A 15,344-nucleotide genomic window follows, 5' to 3' on the forward strand; every position below is an offset into this window, starting at 1 on the left:
AGGGGAAGCGTGCAGTGCGAGGTGATTTCAAGATGGATGGCAGGCTGATTTACTTGATGGGGCCTTCTGGGTCCGGCAAGGACAGCCTCATCGAAGCCGCCCGAGAGCCGTTGCAGACGCTTAATTGTGAAGTGGTGCGTCGGGTCATCACGCGGTCGGCCGAATCAGTGGGTGAGGATGCGATTGGCGTTTCTCGGGAAGAGTTTGAGCAGCACAGGGTCGAGGGCGATTTCGCGCTGTGCTGGACCGCCAATGGCCTGGATTACGGTATTCCGATCGAAATAGATCAATGGCTCAATGACGGTCGGCATGTCTTGGTCAACGGTTCTCGCGGCCATTTGGCTCAGGCGCTGCACCGGTATCCAACGCTGTTGCCGGTTCTTTTGACGGTCAAGGATGAGGTCCTGCGAGAGCGCCTGCTGCGCCGTGGTCGCGAGAGTTTTGCGGAGATTGAAGCAAGGCTGCATCGTAATGGGTTGTTCACGGCGGAGGGTTCAATCGGTGACACGCAGATCCATCGACTCGACAATTCAGGTGAACTGACCACCACAGTTGCCCATCTGCTGGACCTGTTGAGGATTAACGCAGTACCGGATCGAACTTGATCTTGCGCCCGGCAATCAGCGCCAGCACAAACAGCGCACCGAACACTCCGCTGGCGATCAAAGGCAGGGTGAGGACCGTATCCTGGACTACTGACAGATGTAGAATGCCGCTCAGTAAGGTGAGGATGAAAAACCCTGCGGCTGATCTGGACATGCGGTGCTCCTGATGGGGTGATTCAAAATACCAAACGTTCTGAAGACTGAGCCGGCAGCAGAATGCCTTCCTGGCTCACCTCTTGGCTGACAAAGCTGCGCTGGTCGCTCATAACCGCCAGTTGAGGTGCTCTTTGCACCTGAAGGTAATGAGGCATGCTTTGAGCAACCGGTTCTACACCGTTCTCGGGGACAAATTGAAAGCCCAACAAAATCGCCAGAGCGATCGCGTTCGAGAGTAAAAGGGTGCTGTACATGAGGCTTGCCTCCGATGTTCTTCGAGAACAGCTAAAGCAGCCCGCATGCCAAGAGTCTAACGGTAATTAAATCCTTTAAAAACAATGAATTAAGATATTTTACCGAAGTGCCTGCCTTGCATTTTGCAATGATGTCTTTTTGCGGCGATGCAATTTGCACGGTAAACAAAGCCACGCTCCTGCGAGGCGTCTGCCTACACTTAAAAAGCCCAACGGACGACATGACAAAAGCGGGCCTGCCCGTTAACATGCACGCCGTCCATCGCACTGCGTTTCTTCGTGGTCGATTTGTGTCTCAGTAGCTCAATTGGATAGAGCATCCCCCTCCTAAGGGGAAGGTTGGCAGTTCGAACCTGCCCTGGGACACCATTAATTCGTACCTCTCCGGTCACCTTCTGACAGGGCATGTTCTCCTCGTCAGCAGGTAGCACCAAGTGGCAAAAAAAGCCCCGCCGGGCAGTTCTCCGGCGGGGCTTTTTTACGCGCCATCACCCGACGATCTACATGGAAAGTCTGTCATTGCTGTGCCTTACTCCAGACACAACTCATGGAGCGACGTCGATGCGGCGTAGAGGCACAAAATTCTGGTTATGGACCAACACGCAGTTACCCATCCATACGCATGAAGAGGTACTCAACAATGGCCTGCATATCGAGGTGCAGGCACGGGTCAGTCATGAGGGGGGTACCCAGGTGTTTATAGGCGTCTACGGCACCAATGGCTGGGCTGTTGGCGAGGAGGTTCATGACCGGCACGCCGGTGAGCATTACTGCGAGGCCTTGAAGTGGGGCGCTCAGCGGGCGAGGGAGATTGTCGCGGACACCCTGGAGTTCGTCGCACCGCACCGGGTGCAGTTGACCTTGAGTCCGGTGATTACCGATGAGTCGGAACTGGCCCTGCGGCGGATGGAAATGACCGAGCGCGAGTCTTTGAAACTCAAGTCCGACGATGCCTGGTCGGAGTACCTGGCCGCCAAGGCAGCCATGCTGGCGCTGATGCGCTCAACTAAAGTCGACCCCAGGGTCTGGACTGATCACAAGGAGCGGCTCAGGCAGGCCATCGATCGACGAGCCTGCGTACAACGCGCCTATCTGCGCTGACCCTGTCTCAGGTCTGGGAGCGTCGCAGATTCTCAATGGTGTCGATCAGCTCATCGTAGGACACCGGTTTTCCAATGTGCTGGTCAAAGCCCGATTGCCGTGATTTTTGAATGTCGCTGTGGGCGCCATAGCCGGTCAGTGCAATGGCCGGCACATCCTTGACCAGCGGCAACTGACGCAATGCGCTCATCAGCTCGTGGCCGTTCATGACCGGCATGCCGAGGTCAGAAATGATCAGGTCGAAACGGGTGCTTTTTGCCGCGTCCAAAGCCGCCACCGGTTGATCGAAGGCAATCACTTGCGCGTCTTCCATTTCCAGCAGCATTTTCAAGGTTTCCAGTACATCGGCGGAGTCGTCGACCAGAAGGATCGTCAAACCGCTCAGCCTGCCAGAGGATTCTTCGACCTGAGTCGGGGAGTGCGGCTCACCTTTGGTGTGGGCCAGGGGCAGGTAAACCGTGAAGGTACAACCTGTTCCCTCCCCGGCAGAGTTCACCTCAACCGTTCCCCGTTGGGCTTCGGCCAACTGGCGGACCAGGGACAAACCGATCCCCAGGCCTTCACGGTTGTGGCTGACGTGCTGCTTTTCAGCCTGACCGAACAGGTCGAACACGTGATCGAGGTTCTCGGGTGCGATGCCGGCACCGTTGTCTTTGACGTCCAGCCGCGCCATGTTTCCAACCTGGCTGGCGATCAATTGCACGTGGCCGTTGGAGGGCGTGAATTTCAGCGCGTTATTCACCAGGTTCCAGATAATTTGCTCCAGGCGCGTCGGGTCTGCATGGACCATCAAGGCGCCTGAAGGCACGAGCAGTTCGACGGTGGAGTCATGTCGGTCGCTGAGCACGACGGCATGAATGTCGCGTAACACACCGGCCAGATCCACGGCGATGGGTTTCAGTTTGAGTTTGCCGGTACGCACCCGGGCGACATCCAGCAGATCATCGATGATTCGTGCCTGGCTGTTGACGGCGTCGCAGATGGTGTTGACGGCCTTGGCGGCCGGCGCCACCGACTTGGTCACCGGCAAACGCCGCAGCAGTTCTGCATTGAGCTGAATCAGGTTCAACGGATGCTTGAGTTCGTGGGACATGACCGCGAAGAATTCATCCTTGAGGTAATTGGTGTTGCGCGTTTCCGCCAGTTGTAGGCTCTGTTCTTCATGCAGGCGTTTATGGCCGGTCAGGTCGCGAGCGATTTTGACGTAGCCTTTGAGATTGTCGCCGCTGAGCAAGGTCACCTCACCACTGCAAAAGAAGCGGCTACCGTCCTTGCGCAGATGCCAGCGCTCGTCTTCGCTGCGGCCATGGGTGCGCACCGCCAGCAGTTCGTTTTCAGGCACGCCGGATGCGCGATCTTCAGCCGAGAAAATGAAGTCGTAATAAGCGCACTCGGCCTCGGCCTTGCTGTAGCCGAAGATCAATTCGGCGCCTTTGTTCCAGGTGGTGATCACGCCCAGCTCATCGAGGGTGATGATGGCGTAGTCGCGAGTGCTTTCGGCGACCAGGCGCATGCGTTCTTCGCCCAGTCGCAGCTCTTCTTCAGCGGCACGACGTTTGGTGATGTCGATGAACGTCAGCACGGTGCCGTCGATGTGATCTTCGCTGGAGCGATAGGGCAGCAGGCGGGCGATGTACCAGCGGTTGTCGGTGCTGCTGACTTCGCGCTCGATCATGTTCAGCGATTCGAACACTTGCGCCGCGTCTCCCACCAGATCCTCGTAATGCAGGCGATGGGTAATGTCGAGCAAGGAGCGCCCGGTATCCACCGGCAACATGCTGAAGATGTCAGTGGCGCGCGGGGTGAACCATTTGATGCGCATGCTGCGATCGACAAACACCGTGGCGATGTCGGTGGAGGCAATCAGGTTGGTCAGGTAGTCGTTGATCTTGTCGGTTTCTTCGACTTTGGTTTTCAGCTCGTAGTTGACCGTCAACAGCTCTTCGTTGATCGACTGCAGCTCTTCCTTGCTGGTCTCCAGTTCTTCGGTGGCCGAGCGCAGTTCTTCGTTGATCGCCTGCATTTCTTCGTTGGAAGCCTTGAGCTCTTCGCTGGAGACTTCCGATTGTTCGATGGTGTCCTGCAAGTGCAGCTTGGTGCGTTGCAGTTCGCGCTCAAGGTTGGACAGCACCTGGCTTTCGGTCTGTAGCAGGGTGGTGGCCGCCCGTTCTGAAGGGTCGACCTCGACTTCCTCGAAAATCACCAGGACGTATTCGCCGTCCGATTCTTCATCCTTGTAGGGATGCACGACCAGATCGATCAGGTAACTGCGCTCATCACGCTTGATCGGTACTTCGCGGGACTTGACCGGCAGGCCGCTCTGCTGGACCTGGAACAGCGTGGTGCGGATTTCCAGGCGCAGTTCCGGAAGAATCAGCATCAGCAGGTTACGCGACAATTCACCGCCAACGTGACGCAGGAAACGCCCGGCACTCTCGCTCATGTGCAGGATGTCGGCGTTCGCATCGACGATCACGCTCGGTGGTGCGGACTGTTCGAGGGCGCGTTGATGGATATCGCCGAATGACAGTTTGCGCGGCACGCTGCTCTGCGGGACCTGTTGGGAAATGTTGGTCCGCACACAACCCCCGAGCGGCATGGTCGGTGTGCGCCGACTATTGGCCGTGCCGGTTTTGGCGCGGAAGATTCGGTTGCGCTTATCCACCGGGGCGAACAACTCGTGGCACGCATCCGCGCTCTCGGAGGAACCGAGAAACAGGAAGCCGCCGGGACGCAGGGCGAAGTGGAACATCTGAAGGATTTCGCGTTGCACTTCGCGATCCAGATAGATCAGCAGGTTGCGGCAAACAATCAGGTCGATCTGCGAGAAGGGCGGGTCGGACAATAGGCTGTGTTTGGCGAACAAGACCTTTTCGCGGATTTCCTTGCGGATCCGATAGTGATCGTCTTCCTTGATGAAGTAGTGGCGTAGCCGCGACGGTGGCACATCGGTGATGATCGCTTGCGGATACAGGCCGGCCCGGCCGACGCTGATGGCGCGTTCGTCGATGTCGGTGGCGAACAGCTGCATCGACGCCGCGCTGGCGTCCAGTTGCAGTTGATCGTTGAGCAGCATGGCCAGGCTGTAGGCTTCCTCGCCCGTGGAGCAACCCGCGGACCAGACGCGGATTTCTTCTTTCTCGGGTTGAGCGGACACGACAGCGCTGACCAGTTGTGGCACAACATCCCGTTCGAGGGCTTCGAAAGCCTCCCTGTCACGGAAGAAATTGGTCACGCCGATCAGCATGTCGCCCAGCAGTGCCTTGGTTTCTTCGGGGTTGGCTTGCAGATACTGGTAATAGGCACTCAGGTCCGGCTGGCCGGTGACCTGCATCCGGCGTTCGATCCGGCGCAACACGGTGGCGCGTTTGTAGTGTTTGAAGTCATGGCCGGTACCGGTGCGCAACTGAATCAGGACGTCGCGCAGCACTTGTTCGGCCAGTGCCGCGTCACGTTCGGACACCGCTGCAATGGTTTGCAGTTCCGGATCGTTGGCGGTGGGCAAACAGATTTCCCTGGAGTTGCGCCAAAGCTCCAGAAGCTTTTGCGGCATTTCCACCACGGGCAGCACCAGGTCAACCATGTGGGTTTCGATGGCGGCGCAAGGCATGCCATCGAATTCGGCATCTTCCGGTGCCTGGGCCATCGTGATGCCACCTTGTTCCTTGATTCGTGACAAGCCAACCGCGCCGTCCGAGCCGGTGCCCGACAGCACCAGGCAGAAGGCGCGCTCGCGGTGCACATCGGCCAGGTCACGGAAGAACAGATCGATGGACGCGTGGCGACCTTCGCGCGGATCTGTGGCGCTGACCTCCAGAAAGCCATCGTTCATTGCCAGCCGTTGCGCCGGTGAAATGACGTACACCCGGTTTTTCTCGATGGCCACCGTTTCGGTCACCTGCAGAACCGGCATCTTGGTCGATTCCTGGATGATCTTGTCAGCGATGCTCTGGTGATCGGGCGACAGATGGAGAATGATCACGAACGCCATGCCATTGTCTTGAGGCATGTTTTCAAAGAACAGTTTGATCGCTTGCAGCCCGCCCGCCGAAGCACCGATGCCCACCACCGGAAAGTCCAGGGTGCTGGGGCTCAGGGCCTTTCGCTCAGGAGCAGGGGCCGAGTGGTTGGGAGTGGTGGTCATACCGTTGCCTTTGGCAAGGGGAAACGCCTCGAATTCAAGTGGGGTGAGGTGCGCTGTAACAAATCAGAATAATCCCGTTTTTCAATAACACCTTCAAATATTTAGCGCGTACTGAGGGGCATGACTACTTAAGGGAACGCCTCTTCTGGCCGATAACCCGAACAGTCATGGTCTTCTTCTTAAATTGCCTGGAAATCTTCGATGCTGTCGTATCACCAAAAGCGCTTTTTGATCGTCGATGATTTCTCGGATTTCCGCAGTTCCGTCCGGTCCATGCTGCGCGAACTCGGCGTCAAGGATGTCGACACCGCCGACACCGGTGAACAGGCGCTGCGTATGTGTTCGCAGAAGGCCTACGATTTCATCCTGCAGGACTTTCACCTGGGCGATGGCAAGAAGAACGGTCAGCAGGTGCTTGAAGACCTGATGATCGAGAAGCTGATCAGCCATGAGGCCGTGTTCGTCATGGTTACCGCCGAGACCAGTCAGGCAATGGTGCTCAGTGCGCTGGAACACGAACCCGATGCGTACCTGACCAAACCGTTCAACCGTTCCGGCCTGGCTCAACGCCTGGAGCGGCTGGAGCAACGCAAGACCTTGCTCAAGCCGATTCTGCAGGCCCTTGACCGGGGCAAACCGGTTGAAGTGCTCAATGCCTGCATCGCCTTGTGCAAACAAGACATCCGCTACTCGCCGTTGTGCCTGCGCTACCGCGCCGATGCCTTGCGCGACCTGAATCAGAACGAGGCGCTGGAGCGTCTCTACGACAGCATCATTGCTGATCGACCTTTGCCGTGGGCGTTTGCCGGGTTGGGTAAGCTGCTGTTCAAGCGTGGCCAGGTCGCTCAGGCCAAAGGCGTCTACGAAAAAGCCCTGAAAGTGTTCCCGATGATGCCGGCGCTCTACGACGGCATGGCCGATGTGCTGGTCGCCGAAGGCGACACCAAGGCGGCCCAGCGTGTGCTGGAAGAGGCGATCCGCTTGTCGCCGCTGGCGGTGCGCCGGCAAGCGCTGTTGGGCAAGTTGGCGATGGCCAACGAAGATTTTGAAACCGCCTCCAAAGCCTATCGCCAGGCCGTGGCGCAGGGTGCGCAGTCACGTTTCAAGGATGCGGAGAGCAACCTTGGCCTGGCCCATGCCTTGATCAGTAAAGGCAGCGAAAAAGGTCTGGATACCCGGACTCGACTGGAAATCAACACGACGCTGAGTGCGGTGGCCAAGGAAAACCCTTCCGACCCGGGTCTGCAGATTCGTGCGCGATTGATGAAAGCCACCAGTCTGCTGCTCAACGATGCCGAAACCGCCGAGAAGCTCACCGAGCAGGCGATGATGCGCCTCGATGGCATGGAACAGTTCATGAGCGCCGAAGCGGCGCTGCTGGTGGCCAAGCAACTGCAGATGCTCGGCCAGGCCAGCGCCGGTGCCTCGATGTTGAAAAACTGCGCGGAAATCTACGGCGACGACCCGACTGTGATGAAGGGCATCGCCAAGTTGACCGACGATCCGACCATTCTCAACTCCGGCAACGCCGCTGCCGACCTCAACCGTCAGGGCGTGCGGGTGTACAAGACCGGCAACCTGGTGGAGGCGCGGCAGGTGTTTCGCAAAGCCCTGGCGCTGCAACCCAAGAACATCAGTATCGCGCTGAACATGGCGCAGTCGCTGCTGCACGGCACCGACACCAGTGTCCCTTCGGCGGAGCTGGAGGAATGTCGGACGTGCCTGAAAATGGTCGGCCTGATGCCCGACACCGATGCGCGTTTTCCCCGTTATCAGAAGTTGCGAAGCAAGGCGTTTGGCGAATGAACAACAGCGAACAGGCACTCGATTTTTCCACGGTGATTGCCTCCACCGTGCACGACATGAAGAACTCCCTGGCGATGCTGATGCAGGCCCACAGCCAATGGTTGGCGCGCTTGCCGGATCCGCAACACCACACCCCGGAGCAGGGCGTGATCGAATTCGAGTTCGCTCACCTTAATGGCATGCTCGTGCAGTTGCTGGGGCTGTACAAACTCGGGGTCAACCAGATGCCGCTGCAACCGGCCTACCATGAACTGGATGACTTCATCGAAGCGCAATTGGCCTGCCACCAGGACGTGTTCGCCAGTCGCGGCATCATGGCGACCTATGAAGTGGACCCGTTGAGCCCGCTGGGTTTCTTCGACCGGGAGCTGATTGCTTCGGTGCTGGGCAACAGCATCAACAACGCCATTCGTTACGCCCGCCACGCGGTGTTGATCAGCGTCAGCGATGAAGCGGGGCAACTGGTGCTGACCGTCAACGACGATGGCGAGGGTTATCCACCCGAGATGATCGAGCGTCAGGCCGATTATGTGCAGGGCATCAACCACAGCAGCGGAAGCACTGGCCTGGGCCTGTATTTTGCCGGGCGGATTGCCGCACTCCATCAACGCAATGACGTGGGCGGACGCACCGAAATCAGCAATGGCGGCCCGCTGGGCGGCGGCGTGTTCAGCCTTTACCTCCCCTGACCGGTTCTTTTTGTTGGCCGCTGCTTGATATTCCGAACAGGCGGAGCCTATTTTGTACGGGTCGCCGTTCGCGGCTCGCACAACAACAAAGGATTGCGTCATGACAACCGATGGCCATCGCTCACTCGCACAGCGATTGACGGGCATTGATGAGATTGAATGTGTCACGCCGGATTTGAATGGCGTACCCCGTGGCAAGGTAATGACCGCCGAAGGCTTTCTCGAGGGGCGGCGTTTGCAGATGGCGCGGGGAGTGCTGTTGCAATGCATCATGGGCGGATATCCGCCAGCGCGCTTTTACGGCAGCGATGATGGCGACCTGGCGCTGGTGCCCGACCCTGCACAGGTCCATCGCTTGCCGTGGAGCCAGCAGCCGCGAGCCTTGGCCATTTGCGATGCGGACGAGCTGACTGGCGAAAGCTCGTCTCTGTCGACCCGCGGCCAGCTCAAAGCCGTGATCGCGCGTTACGCGGCCCTCGGCCTGGCGCCGGTGGTGGCGACCGAGCTGGAATTTTTTGTGTTTGCGCCCAACACCGATCCGACTCAGCCGTTCCAGCCACCGCTGGGCCTGGACGGTCGTCGCGAGGACGGTCATTCGGCGTTCAGTATCAGTTCCAATAATGGTTTGCGGCCGTTCTTCAATGAAGTCTACGAATGCATGGCGGCCCTGGGCTTGCCGCGCGATACCTTCATGCACGAGATGGGCGTCAGCCAGTTCGAGATCAACTTGCTGCACGGCGACCCACTGCTGCTGGCCGACCAGACACTCCTGTTCAAACATCTGCTTAAAGAAGTCGCGCTCAAGCATGGCCTGACTGTGGTTTGCATGGCCAAGCCGCTGGCGCACACGCCGGGCAGTTCGATGCATATTCACCAGAGCATCATCGAGATCGGCAGCGGGCGTAACGTGTTCAGCGACAAGTCTGGTGAGCCGACCGCGACCTTCCGTCATTTCATCGCGGGTCAGCAGGCCGGCATGGCGGACTTCACTGCGTTATTCGCACCGAACGTGAACTCGTATCAGCGCTTGTGCCATCCCTTCGCATCACCGAATAATGCCTGCTGGTCCCACGACAACCGTGCGGCCGGATTGCGTATTCCGGCCAGTTCGCCCGCCGCTCGTCGGGTCGAGAACCGCTTGCCGGGGGCTGATGCAAATCCTTACCTGGCGATCGCCGCCAGCCTTGCCGCAGGGTTGTATGGCATTGAACACAAGCTGGAGCCGAGCGAACCGATCCAGGGTGAATTCAAAGTGCCGGACAATCTTTCGTTGCCGTGTACCTTGCATGCGGCTCTTGAGCGTCTGAAACGTAGCCAATTGGCGAAGGAACTGTTTGGCAAGGAGTTCATCGAAGGCTACATCGCCTCGAAGACCATGGAGTTGACCAGCTTCTTTGATGAAATTACTCCCTGGGAGCGGCGTGTTTTAGCGGCCCAGGCCTGACGATCCATCGTCTTCGGGCTATCTTTCGGGTAGCCCGATTCTCACTGCAAGGAGCCGCTCGGAACGCCGATGCGCCAAATCTGGAAACCCTTTCGAGCGCTTTATTTTGCCTCGCTGATGATGTTGATCGGCTCTGGCCTGTTGAGTACTTACCTGGCCTTGCGCCTGGCGGCCGACCACGTCGACAGCCTGTGGGTCGGTGCGTTGATGGCGGCCAACTATTGCGGCCTGGTGCTGGGTGGCAAGATCGGCCACCGGCTGATTGCCCGGGTCGGGCATATTCGCGCCTATTCGGCCTGCGCCGGGATTGTCGGTGCGGCGGTGCTGGGCCATGGCCTGGTGGACTGGTTGCCGGCCTGGATCTTCCTGCGGGTCATCGTCGGCCTCGGCATGATGTGCCAATACATGGTCATCGAAAGCTGGCTCAATGAGCAGGCCGAAGCCTCGCAGCGCGGAACGGTGTTCAGCGGCTACATGATCGCCTCGTACCTGGGGCTGGTGCTGGGTCAGTTGATTCTGGTCATGCACCCGAGTCTGGGTCTTGAGCTGTTGATGCTGGTCGCCTTGTGCTTCGCGCTGTGCCTGGTGCCGGTGGCCCTGACTCGGCGGATTCACCCGGCGCCGTTGCACCCGGCACCGATGGAGCCGCGGTTCTTCATCAAGCGCGTGCCGCAGTCGTTGAGCACGGTGCTGGGGGCAGGGCTGATCATCGGTTCGTTCTACGGTCTGGCACCGCTGTATGCCTCACAGCAGGGGTTGTCCACGGAGCAAGTCGGCCTGTTCATGGGTAGCTGCATTTTTGCGGGGTTGCTGGTGCAATGGCCGTTGGGCTGGCTGTCCGACCGTTATGACCGGGCGCTGTTGATCCGCTGTTTTGCCCTGGTCCTGGCGCTTACCGCGTTGCCGCTGGCAATCATGCAACAGGTACCGCTGGAGATTTTGTTTATCACCGGGTTCTGCTGTTCGCTGGTGATGTTCTGCCTGTATCCGCTGGCGGTGGCATTCTCCAACGACCACGTCGAGGGTGATCGTCGGGTGTCCCTGACAGCGATGCTGTTGGTGACCTACGGTGTCGGCGCCAGTATCGGACCGCTGGTGGCCGGGGTGCTGATGAAGCTGTTCGGCAGCCACATGCTCTATGCCTTCTTCAGTTTCTTCGCGTTGGTGCTGGTGTGGCGGATTCGCCCGAAAGCGGTGACCAACCTGCATCAGGTCGACGATGCGCCGCTGCATCACGTCGCCATGCCGGACAGTATGTCGAGTTCGCCGTTGGTCGCTTGCCTTGATCCGCGGGTCGATGAGCAGGTGGTGCAAGACCAGATGCAGAACCCGATCAACCCAGAGCCGGACCCGGAACCTGAATCAGAGCCCGAAACCGATCCGCCGCCCGAAGACCCTGATGCACCTCGCGAGCAAAGTTTTACCGAGGCCAGGCCTTAAGCATAAAAACAACGCATAAAAAAACGGGCAGTCACCGCAAGGGACTGCCCGTTTTCTATTGAAGTGTCTTATTACATGTCGTCTTTGTCGAAGCGCCGCGCTTCGCGCTGAAGCTGATAGACGAACCGCTCGACCTGCCGCTGCACCAGCCCGCTCATGTTGTGAAAGCGTACGCCGGCGAAGGTGATGGAGATCCTTTCTTCGAAGTGCAGGTAACGCAGCTCGACGGGTGCCGTCATGTTGCCAAAGGGCAGGGCGGCGACGAAGCGGTCATAGACCTGGCCCAGTTGCAGGCTGTCCGTGATGTCGCCTTCGAAGCGCAACTTGCAGCCGGTGGCGGAGATGTCCAATAGCTTGCCGCTGATCGGCGACTTGAGCTTTTCACCACCCAGATCGACGTTGACCAGTTGTGCCAGCTTCAACGCTGCGCGGAATGCATTACGACGCTGGTGGTAAACCACCTCGGCGGGCAGGGCGCCACGGTAGCAGCGACCGCCACCGGATTCGTCGATGGTCAACGGGCCGTTGCTTTCCCAGGCAATACGCACGCCGTCATGAAAGCCTTCGACCTTGAATGGTTCGCCAGCCAGCAGGAAGCGTTCACCGTCGCGGGGAATCATTTCATCCAGGGCCATCATGTTGCTTTCACGGTCAAGGTCCACCAGATAACTCTGGAAGCGCTGGCTGCGCTCATGGAACGTGATGATCAGCGGATCGTGGCTGTCTTGCAGCTGACGCAGGTTGCCGGAGATCTCAAGGGGCGTGGTGAGCACCTTGGGTGGCTGCGGAGCATCTTCCGCGCTTAAGGCATTGAACACGGTTCATCAATCTCCAGACAAATATGACTACGACTGGCCAGCATATTGCCAGCATGTTGCGCGTCTTGATAGTGCGCGCTTTTCAGCAGGCTCAAGCCTGACTGAGCGGGCGTGGCTTCGCAAGCATGGAGGTTGATCCGCGCGCATCGTAGAGCGCTGGCGGCTCACCGCCGTTGAGGATTTTCAGCTGATTGGCCGTCGCGGCCTGTTGTACCAGGATCGACTGGCCATTCTTGACGTTGGCCGCCTGGCACTGAGCCAGAAGATCGGTCAATACATCGCTCTGCTCCAACAGCTGAGCGCCAATGCTCGAATGGCTGGCAAGTTGCTCCAGGCCGTCGCGATTGGTCGGCAGGTTGAGGCTGTCGAGGATTTCACTGCGCTTGCGGCCATGCTGATCGAGCAAAATGATCAATGCCTGTTTCTGCGCCAGAATCTCTTCGAGCAGTGGCATGTCGCGACCGTGCAAGGCGAGGGACTCGGTTTGCAGTAACTCCAGCAAGTGCTGTGCTGGAGCGAAATCGTCGGTGATCAGTTGCAGTAAATTAGTGTCGTGCATGGCTGGCCTTGGGTTTTAAGCGTCCAAAAGCCTGGCGCAGGCCTTGGCCTAGCGCTGGGCTTCGAAGTTGAGCAGTTTGCTGGCTACACGGTTGCTGTCGACTTTGTAGCTGCCATCGGCAATCGCTGCTTTCAACTCGGCCACGCGGGCGTTGTCGACGGCAGGCTGATCGCGCAGCTTGTCAGTGACCTTCTGCAACTGTTGAGCCTCATTGCTGAGATGTACCGATTCCCCGCTTTTAACGGTACTGGCCTGTTCGGCCGGGGTATTCAGCGGTGCGGGTTTGCCGGCTTCGGCGGTTTCCTTCGCGGTGCTGGTACGTGTACTACCGGTAAGTGACGAGGAACTGTTTAAACGGCTGAAATCGATGACCATGACAAAAAACCTCTGGGTATTTGGACGCTTGCCATGTTTTCGGCCATACCCGGAAAAACTTTAGGCCCAATTATCAATGAGCTTGCGCGCGTCAGCGCTTGCCCTGCATAGGGCACAGTCTAGGGAACAGTCGAGTGGCGCGCCAGTGTTCTACATGGCCACTTCCACCTGGCCGGGCGCGATGACTTGTGCCTTGATGACCCGCTGGGAGTTGAGGTTTTTCACCCGAATCTGTTCGCGCAAGCCGCCGTTGGACAGCGCTTCACCCGGCATGCGCACGCTGAGCGTTCCACTACGGGCGGTAATCACCACCTGGTCGCCCTTGCTGATGACTTCTGCCTGTTCCATGTGCACCAGGGTCATGACCTGGTCGGCGACCATTGGTCGGGTAAGTTTCTGCCCGATCGCCTGGTCGACGGAAGTCAGGTAACCCTGGCTGATCAGGCTGATGTCACGCTCGCGCAGGGTCACATCCTGGGGCTCGACGATACCGGCGCGTCGCAGCGGGCGGGTGGTGGTTACAATGTCGCGAAACAGGCGCACTTGAGCGGGTACGAAGACCGTCCAGGGCGACGCGCCCTCGCAGCGGACCTTGACCGTAACCCGGCCCAGCGGCGTGGCCGGGCTCTCCAGGGACGCTGTCAATTCCTTGTCGCACATGGGCATGCGCAGCCGCGGATCAAGCTGCTTGACCTCGATCTCGTAGCGGCCTTCCGTTTGACTGGTGGCCAGATAGTCTTCTACGGTGAATTCAAGAAAGCCCTGAGTGACGCCGATAAGCATGTCAGGCAAGGTAACCGCGTCAGCAAGGGCAGGGCTGCCAGCGTTGAACAGGCAGACGGCCGACACCGCGCAAAGCAATTTGCGGGCGTTTGATGTCAGGCGTCGGAAAAATGTCGGTTCTGTGTTCATAAGAGTTAAAAAGCAAGCGCCGTGCCGTTTAGTGATGAATGCGCGTCGCAACACACTTAAGCGTTGGTGTAGGAGTCTGTGCATGGCTGGTGTAATGGATGCGGTAAACCAGCGCACGCAACTGGTAGGGCAGAATCGCCTTGAGCTGTTGTTGTTCCGTCTCGACGGCCAGCAGCTGTATGGGATCAACGTGTTCAAGGTTCGGGAGGTGCTGCAATGCCCCAAACTGACGCTGATGCCAAAATCCAGTCCTGTCGTGTGCGGTGTGGCAAATATTCGGGGGGCGACCATTCCGATTCTTGATCTGGCCATGGCGACCGGCTCCGGTGCGTTGAAAGATCAAAGCAATCCCTTCGTGATCATCACGGAGTACAACACCAAGACCCAGGGTTTCCTGGTGCGGTCGGTGGAACGCATCGTCAACATGAATTGGGAGGAGATTCATCCGCCACCCAAGGGCACGGGACGCGATCATTACCTGACGGCTGTGACTCGGGTCGACAATCAGTTAGTCGAAATCATCGACGTCGAGAAAGTGCTGGCAGAAGTGGCGCCGACACCGGAAGCGATTTCCGTCGGCGTGGTGGATGTCGAAACCCAGCACAAGGCGCTCTCTTTGCGAGTACTGACGGTCGATGACTCGTCGGTGGCGCGCAAGCAGGTGAGTCGTTGCCTGCAGACGGTCGGTGTCGAAGTGGTGGCGTTGAACGACGGTCGGCAAGCGCTGGATTACCTGCGCAAACTGGTCGACGAGGGCAAGAAGCCGGAAGAAGAGTTCCTGATGATGATTTCCGACATCGAGATGCCGGAGATGGACGGGTACACCCTCACGGCCGAGATCCGCAACGACCCTCGCATGCAAAAGCTTCACATCATCCTGCATACTTCGTTGTCGGGTGTATTCAATCAGGCGATGGTCAAGAAGGTCGGTGCCGATGACTTCCTTGCCAAATTCCGTCCTGATGACCTGGCATCCCGGGTAGTCGACCGGATCAAAGCAGCAGATATCAGCTAGGGGCCTTCTGCCCCTAACGGTTAACA

At 58.5% G+C, this 15,344-nt stretch carries 14 protein-coding genes and 1 tRNA gene; 8 read left to right on the forward strand and 7 right to left on the reverse strand.

The window, feature by feature from the left end; genetic code table 11:
- The first annotated feature begins 32 nt into the window (after window positions 1–32).
- A complete protein-coding gene (phnN, locus tag ACA056_RS06790; protein ID WP_497271418.1) occupies window positions 33–605 on the forward strand; it encodes a phosphonate metabolism protein/1,5-bisphosphokinase (PRPP-forming) PhnN in 573 nt (190 codons plus the stop codon).
- Here the strand turns inward: phnN and ACA056_RS06795 are convergent.
- The gene (locus ACA056_RS06795) at window positions 580–759 is read right to left on the reverse strand and encodes a PA3371 family protein (protein WP_497271420.1); all 180 of its coding nucleotides are present in this window, start codon (window positions 757–759) and stop codon (window positions 580–582) included. The genes phnN and ACA056_RS06795 overlap by 26 nt on opposite strands.
- 22 nt (window positions 760–781) lie before the next feature.
- Window positions 782–1,015, reverse strand: a complete 234-nt coding sequence (locus ACA056_RS06800; protein ID WP_201182784.1) for a hypothetical protein — start codon at window positions 1,013–1,015, stop codon at window positions 782–784.
- 292 nt (window positions 1,016–1,307) lie between these two features.
- Between ACA056_RS06800 and ACA056_RS06805 the strand changes: the two genes are divergently transcribed.
- Window positions 1,308–1,384, forward strand: a tRNA-Arg gene (locus tag ACA056_RS06805).
- A gap of 192 nt (window positions 1,385–1,576) precedes the next feature.
- Window positions 1,577–2,116, forward strand: coding sequence for a hypothetical protein (locus tag ACA056_RS06810; protein ID WP_497271422.1), 540 nt, complete (start codon window positions 1,577–1,579; stop codon window positions 2,114–2,116).
- A 7-nt stretch (window positions 2,117–2,123) separates the two neighbouring features.
- On the opposite strand, the gene ACA056_RS06815 is transcribed toward ACA056_RS06810, so the two are convergent.
- Window positions 2,124–6,260, reverse strand: a complete 4,137-nt coding sequence (locus tag ACA056_RS06815; protein WP_497271424.1) for a CheR family methyltransferase — start codon at window positions 6,258–6,260, stop codon at window positions 2,124–2,126.
- A 201-nt stretch (window positions 6,261–6,461) separates the two neighbouring features.
- Between ACA056_RS06815 and ACA056_RS06820 the strand changes: the two genes are divergently transcribed.
- The 4 genes from ACA056_RS06820 to ACA056_RS06835 all read left to right on the forward strand — a co-directional run bounded on the left by ACA056_RS06820 (window position 6,462) and on the right by ACA056_RS06835 (window position 11,639).
- Window positions 6,462–8,066 (forward strand): response regulator, encoded by a 1,605-nt coding sequence (locus ACA056_RS06820; RefSeq protein WP_497271426.1) that lies wholly within the window; start codon window positions 6,462–6,464, stop codon window positions 8,064–8,066.
- Window positions 8,063–8,755 carry a sensor histidine kinase gene (locus tag ACA056_RS06825; RefSeq protein ID WP_497271428.1) on the forward strand — a complete coding sequence of 231 codons (693 nt, stop codon included), beginning with the start codon at window positions 8,063–8,065 and terminating at the stop codon, window positions 8,753–8,755. The genes ACA056_RS06820 and ACA056_RS06825 overlap by 4 nt, the downstream gene beginning before the upstream one ends.
- Window positions 8,756–8,957: 202 nt before the next feature.
- Complete coding sequence (locus ACA056_RS06830) at window positions 8,958–10,199, forward strand: glutamine synthetase family protein (RefSeq protein ID WP_497273499.1); 1,242 nt, start codon at window positions 8,958–8,960, stop codon at window positions 10,197–10,199.
- Window positions 10,200–10,268: 69 nt separating this feature from the next.
- Complete coding sequence (locus ACA056_RS06835) at window positions 10,269–11,639, forward strand: MFS transporter (RefSeq protein WP_497271430.1); 1,371 nt, start codon at window positions 10,269–10,271, stop codon at window positions 11,637–11,639.
- A 71-nt stretch (window positions 11,640–11,710) separates the two neighbouring features.
- Here ACA056_RS06835 and ACA056_RS06840 read toward each other — a convergent pair whose 3' ends face one another.
- The 4 genes from ACA056_RS06840 to flgA form a co-directional block, all read right to left on the reverse strand.
- Complete coding sequence (locus ACA056_RS06840; RefSeq protein WP_497271432.1) at window positions 11,711–12,457, reverse strand: flagellar brake protein; 747 nt, start codon at window positions 12,455–12,457, stop codon at window positions 11,711–11,713.
- Between the two features lie 91 nt (window positions 12,458–12,548).
- Window positions 12,549–13,016, reverse strand: coding sequence for a flagella synthesis protein FlgN (locus ACA056_RS06845; RefSeq protein WP_497271434.1), 468 nt, complete (start codon window positions 13,014–13,016; stop codon window positions 12,549–12,551).
- Window positions 13,017–13,064: 48 nt separating this feature from the next.
- A complete protein-coding gene (flgM, locus tag ACA056_RS06850; protein WP_008147951.1) occupies window positions 13,065–13,391 on the reverse strand; it encodes a flagellar biosynthesis anti-sigma factor FlgM in 327 nt (108 codons plus the stop codon).
- A 150-nt stretch (window positions 13,392–13,541) separates the two neighbouring features.
- Window positions 13,542–14,303, reverse strand: a complete 762-nt coding sequence (flgA, locus tag ACA056_RS06855) for a flagellar basal body P-ring formation chaperone FlgA (protein ID WP_415773644.1) — start codon at window positions 14,301–14,303, stop codon at window positions 13,542–13,544.
- An 82-nt stretch (window positions 14,304–14,385) separates the two neighbouring features.
- Here flgA and ACA056_RS06860 point away from each other — a divergent pair, with 82 nt between their 5' ends.
- Complete coding sequence (locus tag ACA056_RS06860; protein WP_461975957.1) at window positions 14,386–15,318, forward strand: chemotaxis protein CheV; 933 nt, start codon at window positions 14,386–14,388, stop codon at window positions 15,316–15,318.
- Window positions 15,319–15,344: the final 26 nt, after the last annotated feature.

This window comes from Pseudomonas sp. LBUM1666 (assembly GCF_059695775.1).